16 protein-coding genes are annotated in these 16,964 nt (G+C 50.3%); 3 read left to right on the top strand and 13 right to left on the bottom strand.

Going from position 1 to position 16,964, the window contains the following annotated elements; translation table 11 throughout:
• Positions 1-6: 6 nt before the first annotated feature.
• The 7 genes from coaD to rfaQ form a co-directional block, all read right to left on the bottom strand.
• Positions 7-486: a pantetheine-phosphate adenylyltransferase gene (gene coaD, locus E0L21_RS19555; RefSeq protein ID WP_131412420.1), complete on the bottom strand. Its 480-nt coding sequence runs from the start codon at positions 484-486 to the stop codon at positions 7-9.
• A gap of 3 nt (positions 487-489) precedes the next feature.
• A complete protein-coding gene (locus E0L21_RS19550) occupies positions 490-1,260 on the bottom strand; it encodes a glycosyltransferase family 2 protein (protein WP_131412418.1) in 771 nt (256 codons plus the stop codon).
• Positions 1,260-2,534, bottom strand: coding sequence for a lipid IV(A) 3-deoxy-D-manno-octulosonic acid transferase (gene waaA / locus E0L21_RS19545; RefSeq protein ID WP_131412416.1), 1,275 nt, complete (start codon positions 2,532-2,534; stop codon positions 1,260-1,262). Before waaA ends, E0L21_RS19550 begins: the two co-directional genes overlap by 1 nt.
• Positions 2,535-2,601: 67 nt before the next feature.
• Positions 2,602-3,591 (bottom strand): glycosyltransferase, encoded by a 990-nt coding sequence (locus E0L21_RS19540; RefSeq protein ID WP_131412414.1) that lies wholly within the window; start codon positions 3,589-3,591, stop codon positions 2,602-2,604.
• An 11-nt stretch (positions 3,592-3,602) separates the two neighbouring features.
• Positions 3,603-4,706, bottom strand: coding sequence for a glycosyltransferase (locus E0L21_RS19535; protein WP_131412412.1), 1,104 nt, complete (start codon positions 4,704-4,706; stop codon positions 3,603-3,605).
• 1 nt (position 4,707) lies between these two features.
• Positions 4,708-5,835 carry a glycosyltransferase family 4 protein gene (locus E0L21_RS19530; RefSeq protein ID WP_131412410.1) on the bottom strand — a complete coding sequence of 376 codons (1,128 nt, stop codon included), beginning with the start codon at positions 5,833-5,835 and terminating at the stop codon, positions 4,708-4,710.
• A complete protein-coding gene (gene rfaQ, locus E0L21_RS19525; RefSeq protein ID WP_131412408.1) occupies positions 5,832-6,899 on the bottom strand; it encodes a putative lipopolysaccharide heptosyltransferase III in 1,068 nt (355 codons plus the stop codon). The genes E0L21_RS19530 and rfaQ overlap by 4 nt, the downstream gene beginning before the upstream one ends.
• Positions 6,900-7,052: 153 nt before the next feature.
• On the opposite strand from rfaQ, the gene E0L21_RS19520 reads away from it, so the two are divergent.
• Entirely contained in the window at positions 7,053-8,006 is a 954-nt protein-coding gene (locus E0L21_RS19520) for a polysaccharide deacetylase family protein (protein ID WP_131412406.1), read from the top strand.
• Between the two features lie 271 nt (positions 8,007-8,277).
• Here E0L21_RS19520 and E0L21_RS19515 read toward each other — a convergent pair whose 3' ends face one another.
• The 6 genes from E0L21_RS19515 to rfaD are packed head-to-tail and all read right to left on the bottom strand — an operon-like array spanning position 8,278 to position 14,468.
• A complete protein-coding gene (locus tag E0L21_RS19515; protein ID WP_131412404.1) occupies positions 8,278-9,492 on the bottom strand; it encodes an O-antigen ligase family protein in 1,215 nt (404 codons plus the stop codon).
• Complete coding sequence (locus tag E0L21_RS19510) at positions 9,480-10,385, bottom strand: glycosyltransferase family 2 protein (RefSeq protein WP_131412402.1); 906 nt, start codon at positions 10,383-10,385, stop codon at positions 9,480-9,482. The genes E0L21_RS19515 and E0L21_RS19510 overlap by 13 nt, the downstream gene beginning before the upstream one ends.
• Positions 10,386-10,389: 4 nt before the next feature.
• Complete coding sequence (locus E0L21_RS19505; RefSeq protein ID WP_131412400.1) at positions 10,390-11,499, bottom strand: glycosyltransferase family 9 protein; 1,110 nt, start codon at positions 11,497-11,499, stop codon at positions 10,390-10,392.
• A 3-nt stretch (positions 11,500-11,502) separates the two neighbouring features.
• A complete protein-coding gene (gene rfaC / locus E0L21_RS19500) occupies positions 11,503-12,483 on the bottom strand; it encodes a lipopolysaccharide heptosyltransferase RfaC (protein WP_131412398.1) in 981 nt (326 codons plus the stop codon).
• Between the two features lie 3 nt (positions 12,484-12,486).
• Complete coding sequence (gene rfaF, locus E0L21_RS19495; RefSeq protein WP_131412396.1) at positions 12,487-13,533, bottom strand: ADP-heptose--LPS heptosyltransferase RfaF; 1,047 nt, start codon at positions 13,531-13,533, stop codon at positions 12,487-12,489.
• A 2-nt stretch (positions 13,534-13,535) separates the two neighbouring features.
• Positions 13,536-14,468 carry an ADP-glyceromanno-heptose 6-epimerase gene (gene rfaD, locus E0L21_RS19490; RefSeq protein WP_131412394.1) on the bottom strand — a complete coding sequence of 311 codons (933 nt, stop codon included), beginning with the start codon at positions 14,466-14,468 and terminating at the stop codon, positions 13,536-13,538.
• 216 nt (positions 14,469-14,684) lie between these two features.
• On the opposite strand from rfaD, the gene kbl reads away from it, so the two are divergent.
• Both kbl and tdh read left to right on the top strand, forming a co-directional pair.
• Positions 14,685-15,881 carry a glycine C-acetyltransferase gene (gene kbl / locus E0L21_RS19485; RefSeq protein WP_045507523.1) on the top strand — a complete coding sequence of 399 codons (1,197 nt, stop codon included), beginning with the start codon at positions 14,685-14,687 and terminating at the stop codon, positions 15,879-15,881.
• A gap of 9 nt (positions 15,882-15,890) precedes the next feature.
• Entirely contained in the window at positions 15,891-16,916 is a 1,026-nt protein-coding gene (gene tdh / locus E0L21_RS19480; RefSeq protein ID WP_131412392.1) for an L-threonine 3-dehydrogenase, read from the top strand.
• The last annotated feature ends 48 nt before the right edge of the window (positions 16,917-16,964 follow it).

Below are 16,964 nucleotides of genomic sequence, written 5' to 3'. Positions count from 1 at the left end.
AGAAGCTTACTTAAGCTTCTCTAACAGCGCCTGGTGAACGTCTGGCGGCAGAAAGTGGGTGACATCGCCATGATGGCGCGCCACTTCTTTGACCAGCGTAGAAGAGATAAACGACCACTCTTTTGATGGCATCAGAAACACGCTCTCCAGCTCCGGCATCAGATGGCGGTTCATATGCGCCAACTGCATCTCATATTCAAAATCCGCCACCGCCCGCAAGCCGCGAATGAGGATGTTTGCCTGCTGGGCACGGGCAAAATTGGCCATCAAATCGCTGAACCCTACCACGGAAACATTCGGCAGATGCGCCGTCGCTGCTTGCGCTAACGCCACGCGCTCTGACAGGTCAAACAGCGGTTTTTTGCTTGGGCTGGCGGCAATCGCTAACACCACTTCACCAAACATCGTGGCGGCGCGGGTCACAATATCAATATGCCCGTTGGTGATGGGGTCAAAGGTGCCGGGATAAATCGCTTTTGTGCTCATCGCTTATTCTTTCTCTGAATAACCGTGGTTCAGCGCCCACAGCTCGGTGTATTTATTGAAAGTATACTGCGCGTTTACCACCGCCAGCAGCCAGCCCTGTTTTCCATCCAGCACGCCGCCGCGCAGTAACAACGTTTTGGCGAATGCGCCCAAAGTATGCGCGAAAATCCCCGGTAGCGACGTTTTTTTACCGCGCTGATGGCGTTCCTGTGCCCACGCCGTGGCGTAATTGAACTGTTTACGCTGAAAGCTGGCGAAATCCCGGCAGGTCAAATGCAGCAAATCACCACTGAGCGCAATAACCGGCGCTTGCGGCGCATCCAGCGACTCATGCACCAGATTGCCGTTGTACTGATAGCGCTCGCGCTCGTACAGGCGGGTAACACGATCCGGATACCAGCCGCTGTGGCGCATAAAGCGACCAAGGAAATAGTTACGGCGGGCAATGCTGTAAACGGCGCCTGGTTGTGGCGCGGCGAGCGTCGCACGAATTTGCTCTGCGAGCTCAGGGGTCACGCGTTCGTCGGTATCGAGCATCAGGATGTAATCGCCGCTGGCATAGCGCTGCGCCAGCTGGCGCTGTACGCCGTAACCCGACCAGTCGGTATGAGTGAAGACTTTGGCACCTGCGCGGCTGGCAATGCCAACCGTGTCGTCGCTACTGCCGGAATCCAGCAGCACGATTTCATCGGCCCAGACAACAGATGCCAGGCAATCAGGCAGCAGATCCGCCGCGTTTTTGGCGATCATTACCACCGACAAGCGTTTGGACATTAGTGGCTCCGCTGAGGCAAATACGGTTGCAGAAGTTGCAGCAGACGAACCAGCGCACCCTGATTCTGGTGCAGCACTTCCACGGCGTGACGGCCATACCATAAACGGTAATCTTCATCCGTCAGCAGCGTTGAAACCTCTTTCACCAGCGAATCCGCATCGGTGACGGTGATCAACCCTTCCGCTTCTTGCAAGCGTGCGCAGATATCTTTGAAATTAAATGTATGCGGTCCCATCAACACGGGAATCGCGTGCGCTGCGGGCTCCAGCGGGTTATGGCCGCCGCGCTCGACCAGGCTGCCGCCAACAAACGCCAGATCGGCGATGCCGTACAGCATCATCAGTTCACCCATGGTGTCGCCAATCACCACTTGCGTGCTGCCGGATGGAATTTCACCCGAGCTGCGCAAGGTGTAGCTGAACCCGGCTTTCTGCGTCAAATTGCGCGCATCCGGGAAGCGTTCCGGGTGGCGAGGTACCAGGATCAACAGTAAATCAGGGAAGGTTTCCAGCAGTTTGCGGTGCGCCTGTAAAATAATCGCTTCTTCACCATCGTGTGTACTGGTGGCAATCCACACCTGGCGGCGTGGCGCCCACTGGCGACGGAGAGTTATCGCGCGGGCGGCGAGTTCTGGCGTCACGGAGATATCAAATTTCAGGCTGCCGGTCACGGTCAACTGGCTGCGCTTTAAGCCTAATTGAAGAAAACGGTCGGCATCTTCCTGGTTTTGTGCGGCAATCAGCGTAATTTTGCTCAGCAGGCGGCGCATAAATTTGCCCAACTTGCCGTAACCTTTTGCCGAGCGTTCTGACAGCCGTGCGTTAGCGATAACCAGTGGGATTTGGCGCGCTTTCAGCGCGGAAATCATGTTCGGCCACAGTTCGGTTTCCATCACGATCACCAGCTTCGGGCGAACGCTATTGAGGAAACGGTTCATGGCGCAGGGCAGATCGTAAGGGAGATAGACATGATGTACGTCTTTGCCGAACGCAGACATCACCCGTTCCGAGCCGGTTGGCGTCATGGTGGTCACAGTGATGGGCAGCGAAGGGTAGCGATGGCGCAGCGCGCGTACCAGCGGGATCGCCGCCAGCGTTTCTCCCACGGAGACGGAATGCAGCAGAATACCGTCCGGCTTCACTTTGTTACGACAAAAACCATAGCGTTCAGCCCAGCGTTTGCGGTAAGCAGGGGCTTTGCGGCTGCGAAGTAATAATCGCAACCACACCAGAGGCTGAATTAAGTAAAGCAGGGTGGTATACAACAATTCCAAGCGACTATCCGTTTTTTTAAGATTCGGCGGGCAAATTCTAAGCATTTAGGGCGGCTAAAGCTATACCTTATGCCAGATACCTTTTTAAACGGAAGTAGCGGCGGCCAAGGCGCCAGCGCAAACGTAGACTTTTTGCATTTTTCCAGATGAGTTTCCAGATTCCTTTCTCGAAAAACTCGCTGATGATCATCGTCTTTTTTTCTTCATCCTTCATGTTATCAAAGGTATGGATGATACCGAGCCCTTCTTTAGCTATCTGCCAGTAGCAGGCCGGAATATTTTTTACCTTATCTGCATAACGCTGATTGATTGCCTCCAGCATTTGCAAGATCTTCATATAGTGGCGCGCCGATCGAATAAGCGTGTCGTCAGTATCCGGCATATGCGATACAGAAGCCGAATGGATGTAGTAATCGTAAAATTGCTCGCTGGTGTATTGCACGCGCTCTGCGGCAAGTAAGACCTCAGTGGTCCATGGAATATCCTGGTGACGAAGACCCGGCTCGAAACGAAATCCATGTTGACGAATGAAATCGTGGCGATAGATATTTAACCAGGTAACATGCAGAAATTTACGAGAATCCAGAGCCTGTTTAAACCATGCAGGGCCAGTCAGCACATCCGTTGATTGTAACTTTTCAGGTGGAAAAATCGGGCGGGTTGGTTTTTTATTGTTTTCCCAAACATAATTGCCGTTACAGGTTGCAACATCTAGATTACCGGCGACGGCCATATCAAGCAGGCTCTGATACATCCCGGCTTGAAAAATGTCATCAATATCTGGAAAAGAGAGATATTTTCCCTTTGCCTGGGCAAGTCCGGTATTGCGGGCAACTGACACACCCAGATTTTCCTGCTCAATAACCTGCAATTGCGGTAGGCGATCGCGCCACTGCTCAACAATCTGCATAGATCCATCCGTAGAGCCATCATTAACAATGATCACTTCCATGTTGTCGATTTTTTGCGCGGCAAGACAGGTGAAAAATTGGTCGAGGAATGCTTCGCCGTTATAAACAGCGACCACCACGCTTAATATTGGTGTTGAAATTTGCATATGAAACCTAATTATTTATTCTCTTCCGCCAGCGCAAGATACTGCTGGCAAATTGCGTTAATACCGTAGGATGAAATTAATTCGCTATCAATGTTCGGGGCATCATGGCTGTAGATATCAGACAAGGTTTTTCCCAGTGACTCGTCGCTCAAGTCGCTAAGCCCCCGGGCAAGCTGTCCCGTCAAAATCTCCGCAGGTCCGCCCGGGCAGTTAGTGCTGACTGGAGACGTCTGGCAGATCATCGCCTCGACCAGAACATTCCCAAACCCTTCACAATCCGAACTGAGCACTAAAAGGCGGGCGCCCTTAATCCAGGGATAGGGGTTAGGTGCAAAGGCTCGGAATATGACCCTATTAGAAATTCCCAGATTCTCTGCAAGCGCTATTAACTGGGCAATCCTTTCCTCGGAGCCATTGCCCATCATGACTAAAGGTGATTCGATTTTGCTCAGAGCATACGCCCGTAGCAGACGGTCGTGCCTTTTGTGCTCGTGGAAACGTCCAACGTGGATTAAGTAGTCCTGACCCTGCATTTCAAACGGCTGCTCAGCCAGTTCCTGGATAGCGTCAATGTCAAAAGGGTTGTGGATCACCTCACTGCGACGTAAAGGAATTGCTAGCGTGTCGGAAAGATCGTGCAGCACGGCTGACGAGACAGCCACTACGTTGCGGTTTTCGTAGGTGTGACGAATCTTCAGGTGCTTTAACCAGCGCGAAAAAGCGCCTCGGTGACAAAGATAGGAGAACGAGAACATGCCGTGGATACAAAACCAGACTTTGTCGCGAGCAAGCACACGGCTATGGGCAACGATACGGTCGGTTTTATGCAGGTGGGAAAAAATAATATCAAATTTCCCACTGCGCTCTGCCGCCGTAATCGCTTCATCTAACAATTTTGCCCTGCGAGGTATCTCTGTGAGCTTACGCCAGGGTTTTTTGCACTTATCCTGGACGACCTGATAATCCAATCCTTCGGGGATCGGGTAATCACATACTTTACGCAGTGAGAAAAGCGAGACCTGGTGGCCCAGATCCATTAAACCGCTGGAGAGCGTGAGAACCGTTTTCTCTGCGCCGCCACCGGGCAAGCCATCAATGATCATCAGGATACGCATATTAATCCAGAATATTTTGATAAAGCGAAATGAGCTGGCTTGACAGCTTTCCTGGGGTCGAGTCCTTAACCTTATCGCGGGCTTTCATGCCCATTTCATTATTATGTTCAAGTGAAGGAATGGACATCACCGCTTCTCTTAAACTGCCAATATCAAGCGCATTACAGAAGAAACCATTATGGCCTTGTTCTATAAATTCCGCGCCACCGCAACTCTCCGAAGTGATAACTGGTAAACCACATGCCATTGCTTCCAGAATGACGTTAGGAAAAGGATCATACAGCGTTGGTAGCAGCAGAGCATCGGAAAGTTGATAAAAGGGCAACGTCTCTTTTTGCATACCCATAAACCTAATCTGCCCTTTGCAACCAAGAGATTGGGCGAGCGCCTGATAACGCCTTGCCGCTTTATCCTGGCCTACAACAATAAGATAAGCTGTCGTGCCTGCTATCGCCTCAATTGCCGCGGCGAGGCCTTTTCGTTCAAAACCCGATCCAATAAAACATAAAACAGTTGCAGTTGCTGGTAGTCCGTACTGCTTACGCAACGCCTTGCGCTGCGCGTTGTCTGCTGGAATGAAACGGCTGGAATCTATTGAATTATAAATGACGTGAATCTTATTTGCGTCAACGCCAAAATCTTCGACAATCTCTCGCTTAATCATCTCCGCATTGCAGATGACTGCTTTAAGCTCAGACGATTGGTACATGTCTTGTTCTGCGCGCATAACATAGCGGTGGTAGCGGTCATGCATCAGCATTTTTGCACGCCACCCGGGAAGGATTCGCGAACGCTGCTGGAGCCACCTTTGATGCACCCCATCACCGGCACGATAAATATCGCAACCTGCAATACGCTCGTGGCTCTGAACGATATCAAATTGCTGCTCTTGCCATAGCGCACGCGCAGCGTTAGCAAACCCTCTTTCCCGGCTAATACGTCCCCATTTGACGGGGTTGCATATATGGATATGCCAGTCGTCCTGTTGCTCCCCCTGCCACTCTCGGGTAATAACGTTTAATTCAAGATCCTGATTCCCAAGCGCCATAAGCGCCCGCGAGACAAAGCGCTCCGCGCCACCATCAGGACGATATTTTTGTCGAACAATAGCCAGACGATGACGTTTCATGCAAGGTACCTCTTCGCCGCAGCGACAACCGCACCGACCGGTATCGCGTCGAGATAACGTTCGCTGGTTTTCGTGTCAACAGCGTCGGGATCAGGAAGCGGCCCATAATCACCTGCCCAGATAACCTCGCCATTAACCTGCCAGGGTGACCAGAAAGTGAGCTTGGAAGGGCCGAAAAGCGCTATGCAAGGTGTTTGCAGTGCAGCGGCCATATGCATGGGAACAGAATCGACACCGATAAACAGGTCGGCATGATCAATCAGTGAAGCAAGCTGACGCAGCGAGAGCTGGCCTGCCAGAGAGACAACACCGGTTTGCGGTGACGCGCTGAGGATTCTGTCGACCATAGCAAGCTCTTTCTTATCCGGCCCGGCCGTCAACACAATGAAACGGCCTGCCTGCTGCAGCGCAGTGATAGTTTGCGCCATTTTGCTTTCGTCCCAACATTTAAAGAACCAGCGGGATGTCGGCTGAATAACGATGTAGCAGTCTCCGACGCCTTGTGCTGTCAGCTTTTGTTGAGCGAAATTCCAGTCGTCCGCACTGTAACTCATGGTCACATGTGAAACGGGAGCAATGGAAAAGGGAGTAAGGATGGACAGATTCTGCTCAACGGTATGCATTACATTGTGGTTTGCAACAGAAACCAGTTCCGTATGGCAGAAGCGCCAAAAGGCTTTTTTGCGTTTGTTGAAGCCGAATCCAAGGCGAACGGGAGCGCCGGTAAAGCGGGTAACGATAGCGCTACGCCATTGATCTGCAAGGTTTATCACCAGATGGTAATGCTGATCTCTGAGAACACGCAGCAGTTGCCACTCCTTTTGCAAATGTTTGAGTGTACCCAACTGCTTCCATTTGCGATCGATACCATAAATAGTATTAATCGCTGGATGCGCTGCCAACATGTCGCGTGTCTCTTCGTAAAGCAGTACATCAATCTGCGCTTCTGGCAAACGTTGGCGAAGCGAGTGTATTACTGGTGTTGTCAGCAACATGTCACCATGATGACGAAGCTTAATCAGTAAAATTCGTAAATTGGGCGTATTAAGTAAATTATTCATCATCGTCTTATCGGCAACAACCTGCCTGCAATTCTAATAGACCCGGTGTTGTCTTGCACTCTTTCTCCATATTCTCAGGATTTTATCCGTAAGGGTTTACTCATTGTTAAGAGAGTGCGTAACATAGCGCTGACCTTTATTTTACTTGGGCTATATATGGGTAAACCAGCGTTTATCATCACTATCGATACAGAGGGCGATAACCTCTGGCAAAATCGCAGCGAAATCAAAACAGAAAACGCGCGCTATCTGGCACGTTTCCAGTCGCTGTGTGAGCGCTTCGATTTTAAACCCGTGTGGCTAACAAATTATGAAATGGCAACGGCGCCGGCATTTGTTGAATTTGCAAAGGATGTTATTGCTCGCGGTCAGGGCGAAGTCGGGATGCATCTTCATGCCTGGAATAGCCCCCCCGATCATGACTTGACGGGGGATGACTGGCGCTGGCAACCCTATCTGATTGAATATCCACTGGCGGTAATGCGCGAAAAAGTCCATTTTATGACGCAATTGCTGGAGGATACGTTTAGTACAAAAATGTTGAGTCATCGTGCCGGGCGTTGGGCGTTTGACAGTCACTACGCAAAATTGCTCATCGAACTGGGTTACCAGGTTGACTGCTCTGTTACGCCGCGAGTGAACTGGCGTAACGCTAAAGGCGCTCCGCAAGGTTCAGGCGGTACGGACTATCAACATTTCCCGCAGCATGCATACTTTATTGATGTTGATGATATTTCTAAGGCCGGAACCAGTTCGTTGCTCGAGGTTCCGATGAGCATTCAATACAAACATCCTGCATGGCTCAACGTAATGAAGCAGGGCTATGATCGATTGCGCGGTAAATACCGTTCGCCGTCGGTCAACTGGCTTCGTCCTTCCGGTGGAAATGCAGCACAGATGATTTATGTTGCGCAAAAAAGCCTGCAGCAAGGTAATGAATACGTGGAATTTATGCTGCATTCATCGGAATTTATGCCTGGCGGTAGTCCAACTTTTAAGGATCAGGCTGCGATCGAAGGGCTATATCGAGATCTAGAACAGTTATTTGAATGGCTTGCTGGCAGAGCGCGCGGTATGACACTTGCTGAATTTTACCAGCAGCAGAATTAAAGTTCGATTTGAAATTGTACTTTAAAGCTTGGCATCAGCTTAGTAAGTCGATGTCTCATGGCAAAGCAATTCAATACGATGACAGAGGTGAATGACAACACAGATAACGGATGTAACGTCGTTCTCCTTGCAGGTTGAAACGCTTTATCTGTTGTTCCATCCCGATAGGCTTAACAAAAGGTCTGAGTCCGATGAAGTACCGAACCCAGACCATAAAAGCTGCAAACTATGCGCTTTTTACTTTACGAAGGGGATTTTTGGCAGGCATTTTCTATCGTTCCTCTTTCGTACGAGTAAAAGGTGTAGATAATGCAAAAATTGTCATAAAAAATAACACCGCTTCTGAACTGAGCAGTATGACGTCCGTCATCCCATATAACAGCAGAAGCAAAGATGTTGTAAGCAACAGTCCGTTATTATTGCGAATAGCATAATAAATGACGGAGATAAAAAAGAACAAGAGTAGCAACAGCCCTGGAATGCCCTGAAGAGAATATTTCTCGATAAATTCATTATGCAAGTGAATTCTAATATACTGGAGTGAGGCTGCGAGATGTGGATGCCCCTCTTGTACATAGTTTTTCGACCAAACTTCCCTGCTCTCGATAGATTGTCCTAACGGATGCATATTGCCGTTTTTTATGCCAATAATCCACATGGAGAAACGAGCACCAAGTGAAGTGCTATCCTGGCCTTTTTGGTAATCCGCAATCTCAGATTGCGTTTGTGCAATTTTAGGGGCGATCAACGGCTTATAACTTATGACAAAAATACCTGCCACTATGCAGAAAAATACTGCCAAAGATTTAAGGTGAATTTTGCGAAAATGAAAGAGTGTTAGCACAATAGCCAAGATTAAATACAACCCAATAGCCGCTCGTGTCCCTGTTAACAATATAACGAACCAGGAAAGTAGAAGGGTGACTCCAGCCAATACGTAGAGTTTTTTGTTTTGTTGTAAATAGAGACTATAAATAAATGCTAACGAGAGAGCGGAATATACATATGCGGACACCGTAGGACGATTAATAGCCATCATAACACGATCCGCTCCCTGCGAGGCCTGCCACAGGCCATAACTCGTTGCCAGGGTAAGGCCTGTTGCGGTAGCGAACATGAAATATTTCAGGAAGCTTTCTTTGGTAATATAGGATTTAAATCTATCAATATAGAAAATCAACAAACTTGCTAGTATTAATTTCTTACTCGCGCCAAGGTAGTCGCTATATTTATTAATACCTTCGGTTTGAATTTCAAAAATAAAATACCATACAAGGTTTAACACGCCGATAAGTAAAACAGGCAGTGCAATACTGAAGGGGTGCAGAGAAAGTCGTTTATATTCAATCAGTAAGCCAATAATACTAACGTATACGGCAATATAAAAGCACTCTCTCTGCGTGCTTGAATTGAAAAGGGCAAGTGCCACCGAGGCAAATGCTAAAATAAGTGTTAAATAGTAAAGCCGTACTCTTACTTTTTCCATAATGCCTCAACAACCCTTTTTTTATAGCTGAAACGAACGTCACGGGATAGATAAAACGAGAAAGAATAAAGGTCATTCACACGCTGCTTTACAATGTGCAACTGTTCATCAGAAAGATACCTCTTATGATTGATATAGATATCAAACCAGTGGCAATTAATTAAATGACGGAATTGGTGTGGAAAGATTTTTTCCATTTGTAAAGTACACTCTATCAGTGACGCGATTTTGCTGGCGCTCAAAATACTGGAGAGACTGTTGTTACGCTTGATGTAATAATAATGCCCTTGGCGTTGGTAAAATATTTTATTAGCCTGCATTAATATTTTTGGAAATACGGCGAAATCTTCGTAACATTCCATCGAAGGAATTGGGTTGCTGTTATACAGTTCTCGGAGTATAAATTGCCCGATAAGATGGGCCTGGAAATCTTTATGTAGCAGGAAACGGCGCACGGCATTATTTGTGGATAGCTGGATCGGATTAAAACCATGCCATGAAGGGGAAATTTTCCGGGTATCGCGAATTTCTAGTAAACGCGTCAACAATATATCTGGCTTCTGTGCTTGCAGGAATTTTACCGCATCTCGTAGACTATGAGGTTTCAGTTGGTCATCACTGTCGAGCATGGTGATATACTTACCAGTGGCCAAAGAAATAGCACTATTACGGACCTGGCCAATATTGCGGTAGCTTACTTTCCGGGTAATTACCTGCGGTAATTTATCTTCCCATGCGTCAACAATGGCTTGTGTAGCATCCTGTGAATCATCGTTAAAAATAATCACTTCAATATCTTCACAAGTATTGATTGCCGCAAGCAGACTCTCAAGGGTCGCGGGAAGTGTTTTTTCGGCATTATGCGCTGCAATGATTACGCTAAGAAAAGCCATAGATTCAGTTACCTTGTGAGGCGCGAATATTTAATAATGCGCTGGCTTTTGGTAATTCACGAACAAATTGTTCAATCTGCTCAAGCGAGATATCGGTAATGGCAAATAATTCCTCACGACCTTGCGAGAAGTAGTATTGCGTTTCAAAAACGTAGGAACAAATATTGTTATCATTACCAATCAAAAGGGTCTTGCCTAAAGGACGTTGTTCATAATGGCAGCATGGCCCGAATAGCAAAATTACCGGGACATTCACAGCATCTGCGATATAAATATTCCCCGAGTCCGAGGCAATGTAGCAATCCATTTTGGAGATAGCCCAAGGTAATTCCTCGAGCGAGACTTTTCCTATCATATTAATGAAGCGGGGAAAATTACCGTAGGCCGCAGTAATGTCATCCATCCAGGATTGTTCATTAGATGCACCAAAAACGTAAAACACGCAGGGTAAATTTTCCAGACAGTCAACAATTCGTTTCCAGATAACAGGAGGAACTGTTTTGGCTTTATTACCGGCGGAAATACTAATGCCGATACGAATCACATCAGGTTTATCAAGGATTTCCGGATAGACTGCAGGCCTGTAAAGCGGTTTAGTCGCGTGCTTGGGGGACATTTCCCAGGAAAGAGAACGATCAGCGAGCTGAAGATAATTCGTGACAGACAGCGTCATTTTTCCATGATGAACGATGCCATCTGCCGTTGCATAGAAGATCCAGTGATACCATTTACGCGCATAGGTGCTGAGAAACTGCTTATTACTGGCGTTACAGATCGCGGCAAAGAACAGGTTTGAGCTATTGGGTTGCAGCAGATAGACATTGTCATAGCGGTTCATAATATGGCAAGCGAAACTGAGTTTTTGCCACAGATTGCGCTTGTGCTGCTCAATGAAAAAAACCTCTTCAACGGTTTCATCATGCATTGCCAGCATGCTGACGCTCCGGCTCAACAACACGTCGCTTTTCTGCAAATACGCAAGCAAAGGTGTTACGTTAACAAAATCGCCGATTTTAGCCGTTTGAATGACCAGATTTCGCCCAGTTTTCTTACGAAATAACTTGCCGATTATTTTCACCGGCAGTAATAAAATCAGCAAAAAAATATAACTCATTGGTTAGGTATCTCTGTCAGACAGTGGCTGGTGGCTCTGAAGAAGAGTGAAAATCTCTTCCGCTGTTATATCCTCCATCCGCTTTGTTGGACTTACCACCTGATGCTGATTTTTACCATATCCGCCAATTAATCCCGGATCAGTTGGACCAAATAGTGTGATATTGGGCTGATCGAGGGCTGCGGCTAAATGGCTTAGCCCTGTATCGACGGAAACCACCGTCTGTGCGCCGGCAAGTTCTGCCGCAACCTGTGCCAGAGAAAGTTTAGGCAGAACCTCTACATGGGAAAAATCCGCAGTCAGCCGTTCAGCTCGTTTGCGTTCATGTTCCGCGCCCCACGGCAGTTTAATATGGATACTGGTTGATTGCATTAGTTCGATCAATTTGTGCCAGTGCGCTTCCGGCCAGTGCTTATCATCGCGGGTGGTGGCGTGTAAAAACACAACATATGGCGAACGCGCTGCGTCAGCGACGGCAAAGTGGCGTGCAATGGCGTAATCGCCCTGCGTTTGCGGTTTGGTATAACCGAGGCTTTTGGCGAATAATTCGCGGGTGCGCTCAACCGCATGTTGCTGTTTAGCAATGTGGTGGCGGCGATTGTAAAACAGGCTCGCTAATGGCTCGCGCGCGGTGCGCCAGTCCATGCCGTGTTTCACACCGTGCGCCAGCCGGGTGACCAGCGCTGCACTTTTCACCAGCCCTTGCGCATCAATAATGGCGTCGTACTGCTCGGCCTGCACCGCCTGACGAAAGGCTTTACGCTCGGCCGCAATTGGCGCGGAGAACCAGGCTTTACGCCAGCGGCGAATCGCCACCGGAATAACGCGCTCAACAGCTGCATGCCAGGAGGGGATCTGGGCGAAGCCCTCTTCCACCACCCAGTCAAAACGGATGCCGGGAATCGCCTGCGCGGCGTCGGTAAGCGCGGGCAGTGTATGCAGCACATCGCCCATCGACGAGGTTTTAACGATCAATACCCGCATCGATTATCCTTCCGCGTCCAGCAACAGCGCGTTCAACTCTTCCAGCACGCGCTGCGGGGTAATGTCGATCAGACTCTGGTGATAACCTTCAGCGGCGTCGCCTTTGCGCACTTTGTGGTAGCCGGAAATCAGGCGGATCACGCGTGCTTTGTGCGACAGCGGCGGAGTGAAATCCGGGCTGCTTGGGCCATACAGCGCCACCAGCGGGCGGTTAAGCGCGGCGGCGACGTGCATTAAACCGGAATCATTGGTGACCACCGCTTTACAGGCTGCAATCAGCACAACGGCTTGCTCCAGTTGAGTTTCGCCGGCCAGATTGCGGCACCAGGCTTGCTGCTCGGTGCTCAGCGAGGCCAGAATCTCGTTGCCCGCTTCGTGATCTTTTGCTGAACCAAACAGCAGCACCTGGTAGCCTTCGTCAATTAACTGCTTTGCCAGCTCGGCATAGTGATAGTGCGGCCAGCGTTTGGCCGGGCCGAACTCTGCGCCGGGGCAAAAGCCAATCATCGGACGTTCTGCAGAAAGATCAAACGCCGCGCAAACTTGTAATTTCTCGCTGTCGTTAACCTGCAACTGCGGCCACAGCAGCGGCTGAGGCAGATCTTTCGCCGAGCGCATCACGCCTTTGTCATAGGCCAGCGCCACATAGCGCTCCACCATTAACGGCCAGGCTTGTTTATCCAGTACGCGGGCATCATTGAGCAGGCCGTAACGCATTTCACCGCGCCAGCCAGTGCGGTGCGGCACGTTGGCAAAGAACGGCACCAGTGCGGATTTAAACGAGTTGGGCAGCACATAGGCGCGGTCATAACGGCGCTCGCGCAGGCTGTGGCCCAGCTTACGGCGTGCGCCAATTTCCAGCGCACCGTGGCCGAGCGGCATGGGGATCGCTTCGTTGACTTCCGGCATGCGTGATAAAAGTGGACGGCACCACGCGGGTGCCATCACATCGATTATCGCCTGGGGAAAGCGCGCTTTAAGCGTGCGATAAAGACTCTGCGACATCATCATGTCGCCGACCCAGGACGGGCCAATGACCAAAATTTTCATACTTACGCGTCGCGGTTCAGCCAGGCCATATACTCGGTTACGCCTTCGGCGACGGTTTTAAACGGTTTGTCGTAACCCGCCGCGCGCAGGTTGGTCAGATCCGCCTGGGTAAACGCCTGGTAGCGGCCTTTCAGTTTGTCCGGGAACGGAATGTATTCGATGCTGCCTTTTTTGTGGAAAGCCAGTGTCGCATCGGCAACGGCCTGGAAAGATTCTGCGCGACCGGTGCCCAGGTTGTAGATACCGGAAACACCGTTTTCCCAGAACCACAGGTTCACCGCCGCCACGTCGCCAACATAGACGAAATCGCGTTTGAAGTTATCGCTGCCTTCGAACAGTTTCGGGCTTTCGCCGTTGTTCAACTGGGTATTGAGGTGGAATGCCACGCTCGCCATGCTGCCTTTATGCCCTTCGCGCGGGCCATAAACGTTGAAGTAGCGGAAGCCGACAATTGGGGAATTCGCTTCCGGCAGGATGCCGCGCACATACTCGTCGAACAGCATTTTTGAGTAGCCGTAAACGTTGAGCGGCTTTTCGTATTCGCGGGATTCAATAAAGTCCGAGGTGCGCCCGCCGTAAGTCGCGGCTGAAGAGGCGTACAGGAACGGGATTTCGCGCTCCAGGCAATAATGCAGCAGCTCTTTGGAGTACTGATAGTTGTTATCCATCATATACTTGCCGTCCCACTCGGTGGTGGATGAGCACGCACCTTCGTGGAATACGGCTTCAATATCACCGAACTCTTCGCCAGACATAATCTGCAGCAGGAAATCTTCTTTATCCATGTAGTCGGCAATGTGCAGGTCGACCAGATTGACGAATTTGGTGCCGTCTTTCAGGTTATCCACCACCAGAATATCGGTGATGCCTTTATCATTCAGGGCTTTAACGATGTTACTGCCGATAAAACCCGCGCCGCCGGTCACGATGATCATAACTGTACCTTTGAAAAGTGGAGCGTTGAGACGATCTCAGACACTAATGTCTCTTATCATATCATCACATTGACGACCCTTCAGCCATTCACCCAGTGAACGATATGGCTATGCGTGATTTATGCTACAAAATGAAGAATGGATGCTGTGTCATCTCGTATCACCGTATACCTTTCGGTAATATGTGCCGAAATTTGCCCAGTCTGGAGAATTGCGATGCGTGGGGATTTTTATAAACAGTTAACGAACGACCTGGAAACCGCACGTGCGGAAGGGTTGTTTAAAGAAGAACGCATTATCACGTCAGCCCAGCAGGCTGATATCACCGTGGCGAACGGTGACCATGTTATTAACTTCTGCGCCAACAACTACCTTGGCCTTGCCAACCACCCTGATTTGATTGCTGCCGCGAAAGCCGGCATGGACAGCCACGGCTTCGGTATGGCGTCGGTGCGCTTTATCTGCGGCACGCAGGACAGCCACAAAGCGCTGGAGAAGAAGCTGGCCGACTTCCTCGGCATGGAAGATTCCATTCTTTATTCCTCCTGCTTCGATGCGAACGGCGGCCTGTTTGAAACGCTGCTCGGCGCGGAAGATGCCATCATTTCCGATGCGTTGAACCACGCTTCTATCATCGATGGTGTGCGTCTGTGTAAGGCGAAGCGTTACCGCTACGCCAATAACGATATGCAGGAGCTGGAAGCCCGCCTGAAAGAGGCGCGTGAAGCGGGTGCGCGTCATGTGCTGATTGCGACCGACGGCGTGTTTTCGATGGATGGCGTGATCGCCAACCTGCAAGGCGTGTGCGATCTGGCGGATAAATATGACGCGCTGGTGATGGTCGATGACTCTCATGCGGTCGGTTTTGTTGGCGCGAATGGTCGCGGTACGCATGAATATTGCGACGTGATGGGGCGCGTGGACATCATCACCGGCACGCTGGGCAAGGCGCTTGGCGGCGCGTCTGGCGGTTACACCGCGGCGCGTAAAGAGGTGGTGGAGTGGCTGCGTCAGCGTTCCCGCCCGTATCTTTTCTCCAACTCACTGGCGCCAGCCATTGTTGCGGCGTCCATTAAAGTGCTGGAAATGCTCGAGTCCGGCGCTGAGCTGCGCGATCGCCTGTGGGCCAATGCCCGCTTGTTCCGCGAAAGAATGACCGCCGCAGGTTTCACACTGGCAGGTGCAGATCACGCGATTATCCCGGTGATGCTGGGCGATGCGGTGGTGGCACAAAACTTCGCGCGTGAGCTGCAAAAAGAGGGGATTTACGTCACCGGCTTCTTCTTCCCGGTGGTGCCGAAAGGTCAGGCGCGCATCCGCACACAGATGTCTGCGGCGCATACGCCTGAACAAATTGAGCGTGCGGTTGCTGCCTTTACCCGCATTGGTAAACAACTGGGTGTGATTGCCTGAGGGCGTGAAATGAAAGCGTTATCCAAACTGAAAGCGGAAGAAGGCATTTGGATGACCGACGTACCGGAGCCGGATGTTGGTCATAACGATCTGCTGATTAAAATCCGCAAAACCGCGATTTGCGGCACTGACGTTCATATTTACAACTGGGACGACTGGTCGCAAAAAACCATTCCTGTGCCGATGGTGGTCGGCCATGAATATGTCGGCGAAGTGGTGGGCATCGGCCAGGAAGTGAAAGGCTTTAAAATTGGCGATCGCGTTTCCGGTGAAGGCCACATTACCTGCGGCCACTGCCGTAACTGTCGCGCCGGGCGTACACACCTGTGCCGTAACACCACCGGTGTGGGCGTCAACCGTCCGGGCTGTTTTGCCGAATACCTGGTGATCCCGGCGTTCAACGCTTTCAAAATTCCCGACAATATTTCGGATGATTTGGCGTCGATTTTCGATCCGTTTGGTAACGCGGTGCATACCGCGCTCTCCTTTGATTTGGTGGGAGAAGACGTGCTGGTCTCCGGCGCAGGCCCGATTGGTATTATGGCTGCGGCGGTGGCAAAACACGTTGGCGCACGCCATGTGGTTATCACCGATGTGAATGAGTACCGCCTCGAGCTGGCGCGCAAAATGGGGGTTACCCGCGCGGTTAACGTCGCCAAAGAGAATCTGGCGGATGTGATGGCAGAACTGGGCATGACGGAAGGGTTCGACGTGGGTCTGGAGATGTCCGGCGCGCCGCCTGCGTTCCGCACGATGCTCGACACCATGAATCACGGTGGCCGTATTGCGATGCTGGGTATTCCGCCGTCCGATATGTCGATCGACTGGACTAAGGTCATCTTCAAGGGGCTGTTTATCAAAGGGATTTATGGTCGGGAGATGTTTGAAACCTGGTATAAGATGGCGGCGTTGATCCAGTCTGGCTTGGATCTTTCACCGATCATTACCCACCGTTTCAGCATTGATGAGTTCCAGCAGGGATTCGACGCGATGCGTTCGGGTCAGTCCGGCAAAGTGATTCTGAGCTGGGATTAATGACGAAAAAGGCGCCTGCGGGCCTGATGGTTCCCCATAAATAAAGAC

The sequence above is a fragment of the Kosakonia quasisacchari genome (genome assembly GCF_004331415.1).
Classification (GTDB): Bacteria; Pseudomonadota; Gammaproteobacteria; order Enterobacterales; family Enterobacteriaceae; genus Kosakonia; species Kosakonia quasisacchari.
The sequence above is the reverse complement of the archived record's forward strand: the minus strand, read 5'-3'. Positions and strand labels throughout refer to the sequence as shown.

Coding starts and splice junctions, on each gene's coding strand:
- coaD (WP_131412420.1), bottom strand. CDS start 486: ATGAGCACAAAAGCGATTTATCCCGGCACCTTTGACCCCATCACCAAC.
- E0L21_RS19550 (WP_131412418.1), bottom strand. CDS start 1,260: ATGTCCAAACGCTTGTCGGTGGTAATGATCGCCAAAAACGCGGCGGAT.
- E0L21_RS19540 (WP_131412414.1), bottom strand. CDS start 3,591: ATGCAAATTTCAACACCAATATTAAGCGTGGTGGTCGCTGTTTATAAC.
- E0L21_RS19535 (WP_131412412.1), bottom strand. CDS start 4,706: ATGCGTATCCTGATGATCATTGATGGCTTGCCCGGTGGCGGCGCAGAG.
- E0L21_RS19530 (WP_131412410.1), bottom strand. CDS start 5,835: ATGAAACGTCATCGTCTGGCTATTGTTCGACAAAAATATCGTCCTGAT.
- rfaQ (WP_131412408.1), bottom strand. CDS start 6,899: ATGATGAATAATTTACTTAATACGCCCAATTTACGAATTTTACTGATT.
- E0L21_RS19520 (WP_131412406.1), top strand. CDS start 7,053: ATGGGTAAACCAGCGTTTATCATCACTATCGATACAGAGGGCGATAAC.
- E0L21_RS19515 (WP_131412404.1), bottom strand. CDS start 9,492: ATGGAAAAAGTAAGAGTACGGCTTTACTATTTAACACTTATTTTAGCA.
- E0L21_RS19510 (WP_131412402.1), bottom strand. CDS start 10,385: ATGGCTTTTCTTAGCGTAATCATTGCAGCGCATAATGCCGAAAAAACA.
- E0L21_RS19505 (WP_131412400.1), bottom strand. CDS start 11,499: ATGAGTTATATTTTTTTGCTGATTTTATTACTGCCGGTGAAAATAATC.
- rfaC (WP_131412398.1), bottom strand. CDS start 12,483: ATGCGGGTATTGATCGTTAAAACCTCGTCGATGGGCGATGTGCTGCAT.
- rfaF (WP_131412396.1), bottom strand. CDS start 13,533: ATGAAAATTTTGGTCATTGGCCCGTCCTGGGTCGGCGACATGATGATG.
- rfaD (WP_131412394.1), bottom strand. CDS start 14,468: ATGATCATCGTGACCGGCGGCGCGGGTTTTATCGGCAGTAACATCGTT.
- kbl (WP_045507523.1), top strand. CDS start 14,685: ATGCGTGGGGATTTTTATAAACAGTTAACGAACGACCTGGAAACCGCA.
- tdh (WP_131412392.1), top strand. CDS start 15,891: ATGAAAGCGTTATCCAAACTGAAAGCGGAAGAAGGCATTTGGATGACC.